This window comes from Streptomyces sp. NPDC017943 (assembly GCF_044328425.1).
GTDB classification, from domain to species: domain Bacteria; phylum Actinomycetota; class Actinomycetes; order Streptomycetales; family Streptomycetaceae; genus Streptomyces; species Streptomyces djakartensis_A.
The window spans coordinates 710,526-728,780 of sequence record NZ_JBIRHH010000002.1 but is presented as its reverse complement, the minus strand read 5'-3'; the positions used below and the strand labels follow the sequence as shown (position 1 = coordinate 728,780).

At 73.6% G+C, this 18,255-nt stretch carries 13 protein-coding genes; 7 read left to right on the top strand and 6 right to left on the bottom strand.

Going from position 1 to position 18,255, the window contains the following annotated elements:
* The 4 genes from ACH4C6_RS08270 (at nt 1) to ACH4C6_RS08255 (ending at nt 7,498) form a co-directional block, all read left to right on the top strand.
* A complete protein-coding gene (locus tag ACH4C6_RS08270) occupies nt 1-1,248 on the top strand; it encodes a glycosyl hydrolase (protein ID WP_398107712.1) in 1,248 nt (415 codons plus the stop codon).
* Entirely contained in the window at nt 1,245-3,248 is a 2,004-nt protein-coding gene (locus tag ACH4C6_RS08265; RefSeq protein WP_398107711.1) for an endo-beta-N-acetylglucosaminidase, read from the top strand. Before ACH4C6_RS08270 ends, ACH4C6_RS08265 begins: the two co-directional genes overlap by 4 nt.
* Before the next feature lie 26 nt (nt 3,249-3,274).
* On the top strand, nt 3,275-6,289 hold the full coding sequence (locus ACH4C6_RS08260) for an alpha-mannosidase (protein WP_398107710.1): 3,015 nt from the start codon (nt 3,275-3,277) through the stop codon (nt 6,287-6,289).
* Nucleotides 6,290-6,463: 174 nt separating this feature from the next.
* Entirely contained in the window at nt 6,464-7,498 is a 1,035-nt protein-coding gene (locus ACH4C6_RS08255) for an aldo/keto reductase (RefSeq protein ID WP_398107709.1), read from the top strand.
* Nucleotides 7,499-7,523: 25 nt separating this feature from the next.
* Here ACH4C6_RS08255 and ACH4C6_RS08250 read toward each other — a convergent pair whose 3' ends face one another.
* Entirely contained in the window at nt 7,524-8,945 is a 1,422-nt protein-coding gene (locus ACH4C6_RS08250) for a lipase maturation factor family protein (protein WP_398107708.1), read from the bottom strand.
* 180 nt (nt 8,946-9,125) lie between these two features.
* Here ACH4C6_RS08250 and ACH4C6_RS08245 point away from each other — a divergent pair, with 180 nt between their 5' ends.
* Together ACH4C6_RS08245 and ACH4C6_RS08240 are read left to right on the top strand one after the other, a co-directional pair.
* Nucleotides 9,126-11,216, top strand: a complete 2,091-nt coding sequence (locus ACH4C6_RS08245) for a SpoIIE family protein phosphatase (RefSeq protein ID WP_398107707.1) — start codon at nt 9,126-9,128, stop codon at nt 11,214-11,216.
* A 22-nt stretch (nt 11,217-11,238) separates the two neighbouring features.
* Nucleotides 11,239-12,102, top strand: a complete 864-nt coding sequence (locus tag ACH4C6_RS08240) for an Fpg/Nei family DNA glycosylase (RefSeq protein WP_398107706.1) — start codon at nt 11,239-11,241, stop codon at nt 12,100-12,102.
* 10 nt (nt 12,103-12,112) lie between these two features.
* Here the strand turns inward: ACH4C6_RS08240 and ACH4C6_RS08235 are convergent, their stop codons facing one another.
* From ACH4C6_RS08235 to ACH4C6_RS08220, 4 genes are all read right to left on the bottom strand, one after another.
* Nucleotides 12,113-13,294 carry a PP2C family protein-serine/threonine phosphatase gene (locus ACH4C6_RS08235; RefSeq protein ID WP_398107705.1) on the bottom strand — a complete coding sequence of 394 codons (1,182 nt, stop codon included), beginning with the start codon at nt 13,292-13,294 and terminating at the stop codon, nt 12,113-12,115.
* A 107-nt stretch (nt 13,295-13,401) separates the two neighbouring features.
* Nucleotides 13,402-14,055 (bottom strand): zf-HC2 domain-containing protein, encoded by a 654-nt coding sequence (locus ACH4C6_RS08230; protein ID WP_398107704.1) that lies wholly within the window; start codon nt 14,053-14,055, stop codon nt 13,402-13,404.
* 151 nt (nt 14,056-14,206) lie between these two features.
* Nucleotides 14,207-14,719 carry a hypothetical protein gene (locus ACH4C6_RS08225; RefSeq protein ID WP_398107703.1) on the bottom strand — a complete coding sequence of 171 codons (513 nt, stop codon included), beginning with the start codon at nt 14,717-14,719 and terminating at the stop codon, nt 14,207-14,209.
* 151 nt (nt 14,720-14,870) lie between these two features.
* A complete protein-coding gene (locus ACH4C6_RS08220) occupies nt 14,871-15,419 on the bottom strand; it encodes a sigma-70 family RNA polymerase sigma factor (protein ID WP_398107702.1) in 549 nt (182 codons plus the stop codon).
* A gap of 222 nt (nt 15,420-15,641) precedes the next feature.
* Here ACH4C6_RS08220 and ACH4C6_RS08215 point away from each other — a divergent pair, with 222 nt between their 5' ends.
* Nucleotides 15,642-16,793: a CapA family protein gene (locus ACH4C6_RS08215; RefSeq protein WP_398107701.1), complete on the top strand. Its 1,152-nt coding sequence runs from the start codon at nt 15,642-15,644 to the stop codon at nt 16,791-16,793.
* On the opposite strand, the gene ACH4C6_RS08210 is transcribed toward ACH4C6_RS08215, so the two are convergent.
* Nucleotides 16,790-18,235, bottom strand: coding sequence for an amino acid permease (locus tag ACH4C6_RS08210; RefSeq protein ID WP_398107700.1), 1,446 nt, complete (start codon nt 18,233-18,235; stop codon nt 16,790-16,792). The genes ACH4C6_RS08215 and ACH4C6_RS08210 overlap by 4 nt on opposite strands.
* Nucleotides 18,236-18,255 lie beyond the last annotated feature (20 nt).

The window sequence follows — 18,255 nt, the reverse complement described above, 5'->3', positions numbered from 1 at the left end:
ATGCCTCAAGCCGTGCGCTTCGGCGTCAACTACACGCCCAGCGAAGGGTGGTTCCACCACTGGCTCGACTTCGACCTCGACTCCGTGCGCGCCGACCTCGACTCGATCGCCGCGCTCGGCCTCGACCACGTCCGCGTCTTCCCGCTGTGGCCGTACTTCCAGCCCAACCGCAGCCTGATCCGCCCGCGGGCCGTGGAGCAGCTCGTCGCGCTCGCCGACGCCGCCGCCGAACGCGGCCTGGACGTCAACGTGGACGGTCTGCAGGGTCACTTGAGCAGCTTCGACTTCCTGCCCGCCTGGACCCGGACCTGGCACCGGCGCAACCTGTTCACCGACCCCGACGTGCTCGACGGCCAAGCCGCCCTGCTGCGCACCCTCGCCGCCGCCCTCGCCGACCGGCCCAACTTCATCGGCATGACCCTCGGCAACGAGGTCAACCAGTTCTCCGCCGGACCCCACCCCGACCCGGACCGGGCCACACCCGGCGAGATCGACACCTGGCTCACCCGGATGCTCGCCGCCTGCGAGGAGGGCGCCCCGGGCCGGCTGCACCTGCACGCCGAGTACGACGCCACCTGGTACCAGGACGACCAGCCCTTCACCCCGGGCCAGGCCGCCCGGCACGGCGCCGTCACGGCCGTGCACTCCTGGGTGTTCAACGGCACCGCCCAGCGCCACGGCCGCACCTCCGTGCCGAGCGAGCACCACGCGGCCTACCTGGTCGAGCTGAGCAAGGCCTGGGCCGGCGACCCGCGCCGGCCGGTCTGGCTCCAGGAGGTCGGCGCCCCCGCGCCCCTGGTCCCGCCCGAGCACGCCGCCGCCTTCACCGAGGCGACCGTCGCGCACGCCCTGGACTGCCCGGACCTGTGGGGCGTCACCTGGTGGTGCTCCCACGACGTCTCCCGCGGCCTCGCCGACTTCCCCGACCTGGAGTACGGACTGGGCCTCATGACCAACGACCGCAAGCCGAAGGACACCGCCCTGGTGCTGGCGCGGGCCGCGCGCTCGGCGCCGTCCGCACCGGCGGCCCGCACCACCGCGCTCGTGGTCCCCGCCGACCCGTCCGCCCGGTCACGGTGCGCGCCCGGCGGGCCCGTCTTCGAGGCCTTCTTCCGGCTGGTCGCCGACGGGGCGCGCCCCACCACCGTCCTCGACACCCGGACCACCGACCGGGAGCACCTGTCCGCACGCGGCATCACCGAGACCGTCACCGCCGACCAGGTCCTCGAAGGAGGCACCCGCCCGTGACCCCCACCCGACGCACCGTGCTGCTCGCCGGCGCCGCGGCCGCGCTCGTCCCCGCCCTGCCCGCGACGGCGGCCCCGCGGGCCGCCACCCCGCCGTTCGCGTCCTACTGGTACCCGGACTCCCTCCCCGAAGGCACCCCCGGCCCCGGCATCACCTGGCGCAGCCTGAAGTCCTGGCGCGCCGAGGACGACCCGGATCTCGCCTTCAACGCGTCGTCCGTGCCGCTGGCCGCCCGATTCACCCCGGCACCCGCCAACGCCACCGCCCGCGCCGGCCAGGCCCGCATCCAGTCGCTGGTCTCCTTCGGCCCCACGGCGGGCAACCCCTCCCAGGGAGCCCCCACCGCCGACTTCTACGCCCTGTCCCACTGGGCCTACATCGACGAACTGGTCTTCTGGGGCGGGTCGTCGGGCGAAGGGCTGATCCTCGCCCCGAACGCGCCGATCGTGGACGCCGCCCACCGGCACGGCGTGCCCGTCCTCGGCAACGTCTTCCTGCCACCCGTCGCCTACGGCGGGCAACTGCGCTGGACCCGCGACCTGGTGCAGAAGGACGCCGCCGGAGGCCACCCGCTCGCCGAACGGCTGGTCGCGGTCGCCGAGGCCCACGGGTTCGACGGCTGGTTCGTCAACGCCGAGACCGGGGGAGGGGATGCCGCCCTCGGCGCCGACATGCTGAGCTTCCTGCGGGAGCTGAAGACCCGCGCGGCGGCCAAGGGGCAGCGCGTCACCTGGTACGACGCCATGACGGTGAACGGCACGGTCAGCTGGCAGGGCGCCCTCGACGGGCAGAACGAACCGTTCTTCCGGACCTCCGACGACATGTTCGTCGACTTCCGCTGGAGCGCGAACAGCCTGGTCTCCTCCGCGAGCAGGGCCGAGCAACTGGGCCGCAGCCGCTACGACCTGTGGGCGGGCGTGGACGTCGAGGCCGGCGGCTGGAACACCCCGGTGCGGTGGGACGCGATCGTGCCGCGGGACGGGGCCCACCTCGCCTCGATCGGCCTCTACCGGCCCGAGTGGACCCGCAACCACCTGCCCGCCGACCGGCGGGACCCGGCCTCCTTCCACGCCGCGGACGACCGCTTCTGGACCGGCCGCTCCCTCGATCCCTCGCGCCCGGACGGCACGGACCCCTGGCGGGCACCCGCCGTGACCGTCGCCGACCGCTCGACCGTCACCTCGGTACCGTTCGCCAGCTCCTTCAACACCGGGCACGGACTGCGCTGGTTCGAGGACGGCGTGATCACCTCCGACACCCCCTGGAACCATCTCGGCCTTCAGGACCGGCTGCCCTCCCGGCGCTGGGTGGTGCACACCGAGGGCAGCCGCCCCGCGGTGTCCTTCGACTTCGAGGACGCCTGGCGCGGCGGCAGCAGTGTCCTCGTCGACGGCGAGCTCACCGAACCGGCCGTCCTCGACCTGTACGCCACCCGGCTGCCCCGCACCGCGGGCACGGTCGTCGAGCTGACCCACCGCACCGACTCCGGCCGGGTCCGCGTCGAACTGGCCGTCGCCACCGGCGAACCGGACACCCCGGGCGCCGCACCGCCGTACCGGTACGTCCCCGTACGGGCCTCGGACGCCTGGCACACCTCGACCGTGCGGCTCACCGGTCCGCCCGGGACCGTCCGGGCACTCGGTGTCCGGCTCACCCCCCTGGACCCCGGCGGCCCCGTACGGTGGCGGCTCGGCGCACTCGCCGTGCGGACCGCCTCCCGGGCCACCCCGGCCGCGCCCACCGGCCTGCGCGTCGCCGCCGCGTCCGGCGGGGACCTGCGCCTGCTGTGGAACCCGGCCCGCGGTGCCGTCCGCCACTACACCCTGCACCGCCGGCTCCCCGACGGCACCCGCCGCTTCCTCGGCGGCACCTGCCAGCGGGCGTTCTTCGTCGCCGGGCTGGAACCCGAGCAGGGCGAGCGGGCCGCACGGTTCGAACTGCGGGCCGTGGGGGAGCTCTACACCTCGTCGGCACCCGTGACCCTGACCCACGCCTGGTAACCACCCCCCTCTAGGGAGCATCCCGTATGCATGACGACCGCAGCCTGGTCGAAGCCCGCCTCAAGCGCGTCCTCGACGAGCGCGTCCGCCCCGCCGTGTACCCCGAGTCCGTGCCGCTCCAGGTCGCCGTGTGGCACGCCCCGGGCGAGCCCGTCCCCGTCGCCGAGGGTCTCGCGGCGGAGCCCGAGCCGATCGAGACGGGCGCCCGCTGGGGTGCTCCCTGGGGCACCAGCTGGTTCCGCGTCACCGGCACGGTTCCCCAGGCCTGGGCCGGCCGGACCGTCGAGGCGATCCTCGACCTCGGCTTCGACGAGAACATGCCCGGCTTCCAGTGCGAGGGCCTGGTGTACCGGCCCGACGGCACGCCCGTGAAGGGCCTCAACCCGCGCAACCAGTGGGTACGCGTCGCCGCCCCCGCCGAGGGCGGTGAGCAGGTGTGCCTGCACGTCGAGGCCGCGTCCAACCCCGTCATCCTCGACTACCACCCCTTCCTGCCCACGCAGCTCGGCGACAAGGAGACCGCGGGCAGCGAACCGCAGTACACCCTCGCCCGCATGGACCTCGCCGTCTTCGACGAGACGGTGTGGCAGCTGGCGATCGACCTGGAGGTGCTCGGCGAGCTGATGGCCGAACTGCCCGCGGAGTCCGCCCGCCGCTGGGAGATCCTCCGGGCGGTCGACAAGGCACTCGACGCCCTGGACCTCCAGGACGTCAACGGCACCGCCGCAGCCGCCCGTTCGCGGCTCGCCGACGTCCTCGCCACGCCCGCGGCCCCCTCCGCCCACCGCATCAGCGCCGTCGGGCACGCCCACATCGACTCGGCGTGGCTGTGGCCGCTGCGCGAGACCGTGCGCAAGGTGGCCCGCACCACCTCCAACATGACCGCGCTTCTCGACGACGAGCCGGAGTTCGTCTTCGCCATGTCGCAGGCCCAGCAATGGGCGTGGGTGCGCGACCACCGGCCCGAGGTGTGGGCCCGGGTGAAGAAGGCCGTGGCGGACGGGCGGTTCGTGCCGGCCGGCGGCATGTGGGTGGAGTCCGACACCAACATGCCCGGCTCCGAGGCGATGGCCCGGCAGTTCGTGCACGGCAAGCGCTTCTTCCTCGACGAGTTCGGCATCGAGAACGACGAGGCGTGGCTGCCGGACACGTTCGGCTTCGCCGCGGGCCTGCCCCAGATCATCAAGGCCGCCGGCGCGAAGTACCTGCTGACGCAGAAGATCTCCTGGTCGCAGACGAACAAGTTCCCCCACCACACCTTCCAGTGGGAAGGCATCGACGGCACACGGATCTTCACCCACTTCCCGCCCGTCGACACCTACAACTGCTCCATGAGGGGCAGCGAGATCGCCCACGCCGCCCGCAACTTCAAGGACAAGGGCGTCGCCCGCCACTCCCTCGCCCCGACCGGCTGGGGCGACGGAGGCGGCGGCACCACCCGCGAGATGGTCGCCAAGGCGGCCCGGCTGCGCGATCTGGAGGGTTCGGCCACGGTCACCTGGGAGACCCCGCGGGCCTTCTTCGAGAAGGCCGCCGCCGAGTACCCCGAACCGCCCGTCTGGGTCGGTGAGCTCTACCTGGAGCTGCACCGCGCCACCCTCACCAGCCAGGCGAAGACCAAGCAGGGCAACCGCCGCAGCGAGCACCTGCTCCGGGAGGCCGAACTGTGGGCCGCCACGGCGGCCGTGCGCACCGGGTTCCCCTACCCCTACGAGGACCTGGACCGCATCTGGAAGACGGTGCTGCTGCACCAGTTCCACGACATCCTGCCCGGCTCGTCCATCGCCTGGGTGCACCGCGAGGCCCGCCGGACCTACGAGCAGGTGGCCGAGGAACTGGAGCGGATCATCGACGCCGCCCAGCGCGCCCTCGCGGGCGAGGGGCGGATTCCGCTGGTCTTCAACGCCGCCCCGCACACCCGGGCCGGCGTCCCGGCCGGGGGTGCGCGCACCCCGGCCGAGCCGGCGCGCACGGCCCGCACCGACCGGCCCGGGGGCGGGCACGTCCTGGACAACGGCCTGCTCCGGGTCGAGATCGACGCCCGGGGGCTCGTGGTGTCCGCGTACGACGTCGAGGCCGACCGGGAGACCATCGCCCCCGGCCGGGCCGCGAACCTGCTCCAGCTGCACCCCGACTTCCCGAACATGTGGGACGCCTGGGACGTCGACGAGTTCTACCGCAACACGGTCACCGACCTGACCGACGCCGAGGAGGTCGCCCCCGACGGCGAGGGCGTGCGGGTCGTCCGGTCCTTCGGCGCCTCCCGCGTCACCCAGCTGCTGTCCCTGGCTCCGGGGGAGCGGCGGCTGGTCGTGGACACGGAGGTCGACTGGCACGAGACGGAGAAGTTCCTCAAGCTCGCCTTCCCGCTCGACGTGCATGCCGAACGGTACGCGTCGGAGACCCAGTTCGGGCACTTCCACCGGCCCACCCACACCAACACCTCCTGGGAGGCGGCCAAGTTCGAGGCGTGCGCCCACCGGTTCGTCCACCTGGAGGAACCGGGCTGGGGCGTCGCGGTCGTCAACGACTCCACGTACGGCCACGACGTGACGCGCACCGTCCGCACCGACGGCGACGGCGGCACGACCACCACCGTCCGCGTGTCCCTGCTGCGCGCTCCGCGCTTCCCCGACCCGGAGACCGACCAGGGCGTGCACCGCTTCCGGCACGCGCTGGTGCCCGGCGCCGGCATCGGTGACGCGGTCCGCGAGGGCTGGCGGATCAACCAGCCCGAACGGCGGCTGTCCGGCGCCGGCGAGGTCGCGCCGCTGGTGGCGTCCGACCAGGACGCCGTGGTCGTCACGGCGGTCAAGCTGGCCGACGACGGCAGCGGTGACGTCGTCGTCCGCTTCCACGAGGCGTTCGGCGGCCGGGCGCGCGCCACGCTCACCGCCGGATTCGAGGTGGCGGGCGTCGCGGTGACGGACCTGCTGGAACGCCCCCTGGCCGGCGCACCGGCACCGGAGGCGGACGGCGGCCGGATCGCGGTGCGGCTGCGCCCGTTCGAGCTGGTGACGCTGCGGCTGCGGCGCGCCTGACGGTCGCGGGAAGAAGCAGGTCACGTCCGTGGACGAGCCGGATCAACGGCGGGACCTCCGGGCCACCGCGGTGCCGGAGCCGGACGAGGAAGGAGCCGTGAGGATGAGCGACGACGAGGGCCGTGCGGGCCCGCGGTGGAGCAGGCGGGGCCCGGGGACGCGTGGGGTGGCCCGGTGAACCGGCTCGGCGGCAGCGGCGTCCGGGTCGGGGCCCTGTCCTTCGGCGCCGCCGCCATCGGCAACCTGTACACCGAGGTCGGCGAGGAGGAGGCGCAGGAGGCCGTGGAGGCCGCCTGGCACCGGGGCATCCGCTCCTTCGACACGGCCCCGCACTACGGCCTCGGCCTGTCCGAGCGCCGCCTGGGCGCGGCCCTGCGCGGCAGGCCCCGCGACCAGTACACGGTCTCCACCAAGGTGGGCCGCCGCCTGGAGAGCGCCGACGGCCGCGGTGACGACCTCGCGAGCGGCTTCGCCGTGCCCGCCACCCACCGCCGGGTGTGGGACTTCAGCGCCGACGGGATCCGCCGCACGCTGGAGGCCGGCCTCGAACGGCTGGGCCTCGACCGCGTCGACGTCGTCTACCTCCACGACCCGGACGAGCACGCGGGCCAGGCGTTCCGCGAGGGGTACCCGGCGCTGGAGGAGCTCCGCTCGCAGGGCGTGGTCCGCGCGATCGGCGCCGGCATGAACCAGGCGGAGATGCTCACCCGCTTCGTCCGCGAGACCGACGTCGACGTGGTGCTGTGCGCCGGCCGCTACACCCTGCTCGACCAGAGCGCGCTGCGCGACCTGCTGCCCACGGCACACGCGCGCGGCAGGTCCGTCGTCATCGGCGGCGCCTTCAACTCCGGTCTGCTGGCCGACCCGAGGCCGGGCGCGCGGTACGACTACACCGACGCGCCCCCGGAGCTGGTGCGGCGGGCGCTGCGGCTGAAGGCGCTCGCCGACCGCCACGGCACCACGCTGCGCGCCGCCGCCCTGGCCTTCTGCGCCGCGCACCCGGCGGTCGCCACCGTCCTCGTCGGAGCCCGCTCGGCCCGCGAAGTGCACGACTGCGCCGACCAGTTCGCCACCCGGGTGCCGCAGGCGTTCTGGCAGGAGCTGCGCACCGAGGGCCTCCTGCCCGCCGAGGCCCCCGTACCGGACGAGGCCCCGGCGCCGGGCCGGGCCCCCGTACCGGACGAGCACCCGCCGCGGCGGCCGTCCTGACCGGCGAGGGCCCCGGCGGACGGGGTCACGGCCGGTGCACCGGCTTCGCCAGCCGCGTCGGGGGCAGGAACTCCCGCACGTACGTGCGCTCCCAGCACGCGCCCGTCTCCCGCAGCTCACGCCAGGTCGTGAAGCGGTAGCGGAACAGCCGGGCGCGCACGTACCGCGGGGGCGCGTCCGGCGGGAAGGGGGAGCGGCGCAGCAGCCTCAAGGTGTCCCGGTCGCCCTCCAGCAGCCGCTCCACGAACGTCCCGAACCATGGCTCGGCGTAGGCGGGGGAGAGGGCCGCGAACCACATCAGCCAGTCCAGGCGCAGATGGTAGGGAGCGAACTGCCGCGGCCAGCGCCGCGGGTCCCCGGGCTTGCCGCGGAACTCGTACTCCCGCCAGCCGGAGTCCGGCCGCGGCGCGGTGTCCGCGGTGCCCTCCACCACCACCTCGTAGCGCACCCGGCTCACACTGCCGAAGGCCCCGTAGGTGTTCACCAGGTGCAGCGGGTCGAAGGAGCGGTTCATCACCTGGCGGCGGGACAGCATGTTGCGCACCGGCCGCGCGCTCAGGGCCAGCAGCACGGCGCACACGGTCAGCACGACGACGGCGAACCACAGCGGGGCGTCCGGCACGTCGGGCGGGTCGGCAGGGAACCGCACCGCCGACAGCGCCAGCACGATGGTGATCCAGTTCAGCCACGAGAAGTTGCCCGACAGCACCAGCCACAGCTGGGTGACGATCATCAGCGCCGCGGCGGCCGTGGCGACCGGCTGCGGAGTGAACAACAGGAAGGGGACCACGAGTTGGGTGACGTGGTTCGCGGCGGCCTCGGCCTTGTGCAGCGGCCGGGGCAGCCGGTGGAAGAACCAGCTGAGCGGGCCCGGCATCGGCTGGGTCTCGTGGTGGTGCTCCAGACAGGTGAGCCGGCGCCAGCACTCGTCGCCGCGCATCTTGATCAGCCCGGCGCCGAACTCCACCCGGAACAGGATCCACCGCAGCAGGAACAGCACCACGAGCGGCGGCGCCACCTCGTCGTTGCCGAGGAACACGGCGAGGAAGCCCACCTCCAGCAGCAGCGACTCCCAGCCGAACGAGTACCAGGTCTGCCCCACGTTGACGATCGACAGGTACAGCGCCCACGGCACCAGCCACAGCAGCATGCCGCCCCACAGCGGCAGCAGGGAGTCCAGCCCGGCCAGCAGGCCCGCCGACACGGCGCACCCCGCCCACGCGCACAGGGCGAAGAAGCGGTCGGAGTAGTGCAGCTGGAACAGGCTCGGCGCCCGCCCGAACGGCACCCGCGACACGAACCGCGGCACCGGCAGCATGCCCCGCCGCCCGATCAGCGGGCGGAACTGCAGCGCCGCCGTCAGGAACGCCACCAGGTACACGGCGGCCAGGGCCCGCTGGAAGACCAGGCGGGTCAGCCAGTAGTCGGATGCGGTGAACCAGTCCACAGCCGTGCGCTCCTCCCGTGCCGCGCCCGGTCCCACCGTCACGCTCGGTGAAGAACACTATGCGGCTACCCCGCCGCCCGCCCGGCGAACACCGGCCCGGTCCGGCCCCCCGACCCGTCCGGTCGAACGCGTTCGACCCATCCGGTCGAAGAATCGGACAAATGCTGGCAAGGTGGGCGCATGGCTGATCGGGGAGCGAGCGCCGCCCTGTCTCTCCCGGACGACTGGCCCGCCCACCCGGATCCGATTCTCGCGCTCAACCGGATGGGCAGCTTCGACTGGGATCTGGACACCGGCCTGATGCAGATGGACGCCCAGGCCCACGACGTCTTCGACGTGCGCCCCGACGAGTACGCCGGCGACCCCGCCACCCTGTCCGCACGCGTCCCGCCCGCCGAGGCGCTGCGCCTGGACACGGTCGTGTCCCAGGCCCTGAAGGACGGCAGCGAGAACTACGGCGCCTACTTCCGCCTGCGCCGCCGCGACGGCACCCTGCGCTGGACCCACACCCAGGGCTACATCCGCCGCGACGGGACGGGACGGCCCCGCCGCATCATCGGCATCGTCCGCGACGCCACCCAGGAGCTCGGCGAGATCGGCGTCCGCCGCGAGCAGGCCGCCCGGGACGAGGCGCGCCGCCAGCAGACCAGCGTCGTCGAACTCACCACGGCCGCCCTCGCCCACGCCCGCACGGTCCAGGACGTCATCGACGTCCTCACGGACACCCACGGCCTCGTCCACCTGGGCGCCACCAGCCTCGTCATGGGCCTGGTCGAGGCCGGCCGGATCCGGCTGATCGCCGAGGGCCCCACGGAGAGCTCCGTGCCCGGCACCCGCATCACCCGCATCGACGACCCGTACCCGATGAGCGAGGCCGTACGGACCCTCGGGCCGCGGTTCATCGAGTCGCCCGAGGAGTTCGCCCAGCGCTACCCGATCCTGTGGCCGCACATCACGGGCCTGAACATCACCTCGGCCGCCTACCTGCCGCTCATCGTCCAGGCCCGGCCCATCGGCGCCATGGGCCTGCTCTACAGCGACCGGCGCGGCTTCACCGCCGAGGAGCGCAACGTCCTCGTCGCCCTCGGCAGCAGCATCGCCCAGAGCCTGCAACGGGCCATGTTCTACGAGCAGGAGATGGACCTGGCCCAGGGCCTGCAACAGGCGATGCTGCCCCGCACCATCCCGAGCGTGCCCGGCGCCGACGTGGCCGTGCGCTACCGGGCCGCCACCCTCGGCGGCGCCGTCGGCCGGGACATCGGCGGCGACTGGTACGACCTGATCCCGCTGCCGGGCGGCCGGGTCGGCGCCGTGATCGGCGACGTCCAGGGCCACGACACGCACGCGGCCGCCGTCATGGGCCAGCTGCGCATCGTGCTGCGGGCCTACGCGGCGGAGGGGCACCCGCCGGCCACGGTCATGGCGCGCGCCTCCGTCTTCCTGCACGAACTGGACACCGACCGCTCCGCCACCTGCCTGTACGCCGAAGCGGACCTGACCACGGGCGTGCTGCAGATCGTGCGCGCCGGCCACATCGACCCGCTGATCCGCCACACCGGCGGAGCCTGCCGCCGGATCACCGTGGCCGGCGGGCTGCCGCTCGGCCTGTCCGCCGAGTTCGGCCGCCTCGACTACCCGGTGGGCACCGTGGAACTCGACGCCGGCGACACCCTGCTGCTGTGCACCGACGGCCTCGTCGAGCAGCCCGGCGCCGACCTCGACGACGGCATGGGCACCCTCACCGCCCTCGTCGAGACCGGCCCCGACGACGTACGGGAGCTGGCCGACCGGCTCATCGAGGTGGCCGACGAGCGGGGCGGGGACGACGACGTGGCGCTGCTCCTGCTGCGCCGGCGCGGCCCCGAGGGGTACCGGTCCGGCCGCCGCATCCAGCGGCACGTGGCTCCGGGCGACCCGGCGGCCCTGACCGAGGCCCGGCGCATGATCCGCACCGCGGTCGCCGCGTGGGGGGCCGGCGACCGGGCCGACGAGATCGAGCTGGCCGCCGACGAGCTCATCACCAACGCCCTGATGCACACCGAGGGCGCCGCGACCGTCACCCTGCGGGTCCTCACCGGCGCCGAGCGCCGCCTGCGCGTGGAGGTCGAGGACACCTCCAGCGCCCTGCCGCGCCGCCGGGAAGCGGGCGAGTCGGGTGTCTCCGGGCGCGGCCTGCTGCTGGTCGAGCTGCTCACCGACGTGTGGGGCGTGGAGGCCCGCGGCGGCGGCAAGGCCGTGTGGTGCGAGTTCGTGGTGCCCGGCCGCGACTGACCGCGCGTGGCACCCTGGAGCCATGCCGGAACTTCCCGAGGTCGAGGCGCTCAGGGACTTCCTGACCGAGCACCTCGTCGGCCGCGAGATCGTACGCGTGCTGCCCGTCGCGATCAGCGTCCTGAAGACGTACGAGCCGCCCCTGTCCGCGCTGGAGGGCCACGAGGTCACCGCCGTGCATCGGTACGGCAAGTTCCTCGACGTGGCGACCGGGGACGGACCCCACCTGGTGACGCACCTGGCCCGGGCGGGCTGGCTGCACTGGAAGGACCGCCTCCCCGACGGCCCGCCCCGCCCGGGCAAGGGCCCGCTCGCGCTGCGGGTGGCGCTGGAGACCGGAGCCGGGTTCGACCTGACCGAAGCCGGTACGCAGAAGCGGCTCGCCGTGTACGTGGTGGCCGACCCGCAGGAGGTGCCCGGCGTGGCCCGGCTGGGCCCCGACCCCCTGGCCGACGACTTCGACCGGAACAGGCTGGCGCGGCTGCTGGCCGGGGAACGGCGGCAGCTCAAGGGCGCGCTGCGCGACCAGAGCCTGATCGCCGGGGTGGGCAACGCCTACAGCGACGAGATCCTGCACGCGGCGAAGATGTCCCCGTTCAAGCTCGCCGCCTCCCTCACCGAGGAGGAGACCGACCGGCTCCACGCGGCCCTGCGCGAGACGCTCACCGAGGCCGTCGAGCGCTCCCGGGGTGTGGCGGCGGGCCGGCTGAAGGCGGAGAAGAAGAGCGGGCTGCGCGTCCACGGGCGCACCGGCGAGGCGTGCCCGGTGTGCGGCGACACCATCCGCGAGGTGTCCTTCAGCGACTCCTCGCTCCAGTACTGCCCGACCTGTCAGACGGGCGGCAAGCCGCTGGCGGACCGCAGGATGTCGCGGCTGCTGAAGTGACCCTGCGGCCTCACCCGGACGGCGGCCACCACTCGAACATCAGGATGGTCGCGTCGTCCCGCAGCCGGCTCGCGGAGGAGTCGAGGATGGAGTGGATGAGCCGGCGCAGCGTCTCGGACGCCAGCTCGCCCGCGGCCGTGGCCCGGATGATGTAGTCGGCGAACTGCTCCAGGCCGAACTCGCCGCCGTCCGCGGACCGCGCCTCGGTGACCCCGTCGGTGTACATCAGCACGCGGTCCCCGGGCTTCAGTGCCGTCTCGTGCACCGCCCGCTTCCGCCCGGCGAGCAGGGACGGCAGCCCCATCGGCGGGTCGGGCTCGCGGAGCATGGCGTCGACGAGCAGCCGCCGGTCGCGGATCAGCAGCGGGGTGGGGTGGCCGCAGTTGATCCACCGCAGCACCCCCGAGGCCAGGTCCAGCTGGGCCAGGACCCCGGTGCAGAACTGGTCGGGCAGCCACTGTGCGAGCGCGTCGTCCACGCACTGCACGAGGTCCGGCAGATCGGCCCCGGTGCGCCGGGAGTTGCGGCACGCGGCCAGCGACACGGCCGTGGTGAGCCCGGAGGCCAGGTCGTGGCCCATGGCGTCGAGCACGGTGACGTGCAGGGTCGTCTCGGTCAGGGAGTGGTCGAAGGCGTCCCCGCCGATCTCGTAGGCGGGTTCCAGCACGGCCGTGGACACCACGCGCGCGGTGCCGATCGTGCGGGGCGGCAGGAACGCGCGCAGCATCTCGGCGGGCAGGCGCATCCGGTCGGTGCGGGTACGCCGGACGTAGGAGTCCTCGTACGCCCTGCTCGTCGTGATCATCATGGCCACGAGGGTGGCCAGGGCCCGGGCGCTGCGCAGCACGGCCGGTGTCAGCGCGGGCGCGTGCACGGCCAGCACGCCGAGGCGTTCCGCCCCGTCCACCAGGGGCAGCCAGGCCGTCATGCCGCCGGTGTCGGACTCCGCGACGCGCAGCGACTGGGTGCGGTAGGTCCAGCCGGCGAGGGAGTCGTCGACGGGCAGGGCCGGGGTGGTGTCCGTGAGCGGCACGAGCCGGCGCTGCTGGATGTCGGTCAGGTAGACCACGGAGTGCGGGATCCCGAGGGCCGTGGTGCACCGGGCCGCGGCGGTGAACAGGTCCAGCGTCGCCGTCTCCGGGTCGGCGAGGAACTCCTCCAGGCGGCCGTCGCCGGTGTCCGCCGTCGCCACGTCGTCTCCCCTCACCGCACTGCCGGGTGTGTCGTCCAGCAGTCTCACACCGGCACGCGCGCCCCGCCCGGCGACGGGGGCGGACGGACGACGGACCCCCGGGCCGGTCAGCCCGGCCGGAGCCGGACCAGGACGTCCCCGGCCGCCGAGCGGATCTCGTAGCGGGCGATCTGGGAGGCGTGCATCGACGAACTCGCCATCATGGTGCTGGGCCGGTCGTCGTGCCCGGGGGCGTGCCAGCTGGCCGCGGTCTCCTCGGTGCCGTCGTGGCCCACGATGACCAGGTGGCAGGCGCGCGAGCCCGCGCCGTCCCGCACCTTCAGCTCGACCTGGCTGCCGGAGGCCCCGTCCTCCGTCGTGACCTGCGCCCACACCCCGGTGCGCGTGTCGGTCGCCGCCACCGTCCGCGGTCCCTCGTCGCTGCCCTGGGCCATCATCGCGACACCCGGCACCGACACCGCGAACGCCACCGACGCGGCCAGCGCGAACAGCACGCGCCTGCGGCCGGTCCGGCGGCGGGTCGCCACCTCGGCCAGCAGCCGGTCCAGCAGCTGCGGGCCGGGCTGGGCCATCGGGTGCACGAACCGCGGCGTCGCCCGCCGGTACAGCATCATCTGCCGTGTGACCGGGCCGAACTCCGTCACCTCTGCAGCGCACCGAGGGCACTCCATGAGGTGGTCCTCGAAGCGGAAGGCCTCCGCCTCGTCCAGCACGCCGAGCGCGTAGGCGCCGACGTCGCGATGCCTTTCCAGGGACCTCATGCCGAATCCTCGTGCCGTTGGGTGCGGGTGGGGTTACTCCTTGCTCCCACCGGTACGGACCAGGCAGCGGAATCACTCAAGCCGGTGACACAATCGCAACCAAAGGATTCGGAGCCCTGCGGCCCGCGGATTGGTCCGGGCCGCGGATTTCTCAGAACAGGTGGATCGCCAGGTGCCCCAGGGGCAGCCCGAGCTGCCAGGCGGGCGTCCAGACCTTCGGTCCGTCGTCCTCCCCGGTCACCGGGACCCCGCCCGGCACGGCGTTCAGATCGGGAGCGAGCAGCTCCGTCTCCTGGAGCCAGCGCCAGGCCTCCTGCGCCAGTTCCAGGTCCGGCGCGGGCCGCCCCGTGCGGGCGGCGCCGGCGGCCAGCTCGGCCAGGCGCTCGCGCACCCACTCCTGCCAGGGCATGTCGTAGGCGGTCAGCGACAGCCACGTCTCCAGCTGGGTGACGACCCGGATGCCGGACAGCTCCCCGTCGGTGTCGGAGAGGAAGACGGTCAGCGCCAGGGCATCGCGCCCGGCGCGGAACTCGAAGGACGTCGGCGGCATCAGATCGCCCGTCCGCAGCAGCTCGTCGGCGATGTACTCGGCGTACAACCACGCCATGGGGACGGTCAGTTCACCCTCGCCGCCGTCCGTGCTCTCGTGACCTCTGTCCAGCATCCCTTCCTGCCTTCCTCCGGTACCTGCGCGTCGCCCGACACCGGATCCCGGGGCGCGGTCGGCCCCATCCGGAACACGGATGAGAACACCCGACTGCTCAACCGGGGTCCTCAGCAAGGCGCTTTACGGAGGTTTGACTCAGCGGCCGGTTTCACCGCAGGTCGGCGGCGTATCCCGGAAGCACCCGGCGAAGGGCGCGCAGCGCGTAGTACGCGCGGGACTTCACGGTACCGGGCGGGATCCCGAGGGCCGCCGCCGCTTCCGCCACACTCGCCCCCTGGAAGTACACGAGCACCAGGACTTCACGGTGCTCGCGCGTGAGTGTCTTCACAGCGCGCCGGACGTCGAGCGTCGCGGCGGCCCGCTCGGCGTGGTCGGAGCCGACCCGCGCGTTCTCCAGCACCGCGTCGCCCACCTCGGGCGGGCGGGCCTGCCGGGCGCGCCGGGCGTCGATCGCAAGCCGCCGCCCGACGGTCATCAGCCAGGGCCGCACGGAGTCGAAGTCGTCGGCGCGCAGGGCCTCGGGGTGCTGCCAGGCGCGCACCAGCGTCTCCTGGACCAGGTCCTCCGCGCGCTGGCGGTCCCCGTCGCAGAGCCGGAGCAGGAGTGCGAAGAGGGGCCTGCCGTGCTCGCGCTGGAGTGCGGCGAGCTCGTGCTCGGCGGTCGTCGTCCCGTTCGTGAGCGTGGTTCCGGCCGTCATGGCCGTATGCCACCGCAGGGCGCGGCAGGGGCACAGGGCACGTACCGCGCTGTGCGGCGGACGGTCGATCGCGTCGACGAACGGTTCGACGAACGGTCGGCCCGCCCGGCCATGCGGGTGCCGGAGGGGCGCGTGGGCGTGTCGCAGCCGGGTGGGACGCCGTGTGCCTTCTTTCCTGATGGTGTGTAAATACGACCACAACGCCCACAGTGGGGTGAATGGATGCTCGCACGCAGTAGACAGGTGGCCCTCTTCCTGACCGTCGTCCTCGCCGCAGGCGCCGCCTGCCAGGCCCGCGACCACGAACCTCCCCGCCCCGGGCGCCCGGCCCCGGCCGCCGGCCCGCGCGGCTTCACCCTCGTCGCCTCCGGCGACGTCCTGCCGCACGACTCGATCATCGACCGGGCCCGCTTCGACGCGGGCGGCACCGGCTACGACTTCCGGCCGATGCTGTCCGGCATCCGCCCCGTCGTCTCCCGCGCCGACCTCGCCCTGTGCCACATGGAGACGGTCTACGGAGAGAACGGCGCCTACACCGGCTACCCGGCCTTCAAGTCGCCGCCCGAGGTGGCCCCGGCCCTCGCCGCCACGGGCTACGACGGCTGCTCCACCGCCTCCAACCACAGCCTCGACGACGGTGCCGACGGCATCCGGCGCACCCTCGACGCCCTCGACCGCGCGGGCGTGCGGCACGCCGGGTCCGCCCGCTCCGAGCAGGAGGCCGGCACGGTCACCGTCCTGCGGGCCGGCCCGGCCGAGGTCGCCCACCTCGCCTACAGCTACGACACCAACGGCCGGCCCCTGCCGCCCGGGCAGCCCTGGGCCGTGAACCTCATCGACGAGGCGAAGATCATCGAGGACGCCCGGGCCGCGCGGGCCGCGGGCGCCGACGTGGTCGTCGTGTCGATGCACTGGGGCACCGAGTGGCAGGACGCCCCCGACGAGCGGCAGCTGGCCCTCGCCCGGAGCCTCACCGCCGCCCGCAGCGGGGACCACCCCGCCATCGACCTGATCCTCGGCACCCACGCCCACGTCCCGCAGGCCTACGAGAAGGTCAACGGCACCTGGGTCGTCTACGGCATGGGCGACCAGATCGCCGGCGAGATGACCGGGCCCGACGGCACCCCCGACCCCCGCGGCAACCAGTCGACCCTCGGCCGCTTCACCTTCGCCCCGCCCGCGACCCCGGGCGGCCGCTGGGAGGTGACCAAGGCGGAGTTCGTCCCGCAGCTCTTCGACGTCGACGCCGGGCGGGTCGTGAACCTCAACCGGGCACTGGCCCAGGGCGCCGACGTCCGCGCCGTCCGCGACCGCATCCGGGACGTCGCCCTCAGCCGCGGCGCCGCCGGGGACGGGCTGGTGATGGGCAGCTAGGGCTTCTGGGAGCCCTCCGTCCGGTCCACCGCCGTCCGCGCCAGCTCGGAGCGCCGGTAGGAGTAGCCGAAGTAGATCACCAGACCGACGGCGAACCAGACGGCGAAGCGCACCCAGGTCTGCCACTGCAGGAACGTGATCAGCCAGATCGAGAACACGATGCCCACCGCCGGCACGACCGGCATCCACGGCGTGCGGAAGCTGCGCGGCAGCTCGGGCTGCCGGTACCGCAGCACGATCACCGCCGCGCACACCACCACGAACGCCAGCAGGATCCCGATGTTGGTCAGCTCGGCCGCCTCGCCGATCGGCAGGAACCCGGCGATGGCGGCCGAGGCCACCCCCACGATCCAGGTGACGCGCGTGGGCACGTGGCGCTTCGGGTCCGTCTTCGCGAACCACTTCGGCAGCAGCCCGTCCCGCGACATCGAGAACCACACCCGGGTGACGCCCAGCATGAACGTGAACATCACCGTGAGGATGCCGATGATCGCACCCACCGCGATCACGTCCGCCAGCCCGCTCAGCCCCACCGACTTGAAGGCCGTCGAGAAGCCGCTCTCCGGGTCGATGTCCTTGTAGTTCTGCATGCCGGTCAGGACCAGGCACGCCGCCACGTACAGCACCATCGAGATCACCAGCGAGTAGATGATCGCCTTCGGCATGTGCCGCTGCGCGTCCTTGGACTCCTCCGCCGCCGTCGACATCGCGTCGTAGCCGAACACCGCGAAGAACACCGTCGCCGCGCCGGTGAACGCGCCGCCCACGCCGTAGGGGAAGAACGGGTCGTAGTTCGCCGTGTCGATGTGGAAGACGCCGACCCCGATCACCAGCAGGACCACCAGGACCTTCAGCACGACCACGACCGTCTCGAACCGGGCCGCGTTCCGGATGCCGAGGGTGAGCAGGTAGGCGATCAGCAGGCACAGCAGCGCCGCGAACAGGTCGACCCGGTGCCCGTCACCGGTCCCGGGCGCCCCCAGCATCCACGCGGGCAGGTCCGCGCCCATCTCGCCCACCAGGAAGCTGAAGTAGCCGGAGATGCCGATGGCGACCACCGCGACGATCGCCGTGTACTCCAGCAGCAGGTCCCACCCGATGAACCAGCCCGCCAGCTCGCCGAGCACCGCGTACCCGTACGTGTACGCCGAACCGGCCTTCGGGATCAGCCCGGCGAACTCCGCGTAGGACAGGGCGGCCGCGGCGCTGGCGACGCCCGCGATGAGGAACGACACCAGGACGGCCGGGCCCGCGGTGCCGTTGGCCACCGTGCCGGCCAGCGTGAAGATGCCCGCGCCGATGATCCCGCCGACCCCGATGGCCGTCAGCTGCCACAGCCCCAGCGACCGCTCCAGCTGCGGCCCCCCGGCGGACTCCGTCTCCTCGATCCGCTCGATCGGTTTGCGGCGGAGAATCCCCTCACCCATCCGGATCCCGGCCATGTGCCTCACCTCTTCGCGCG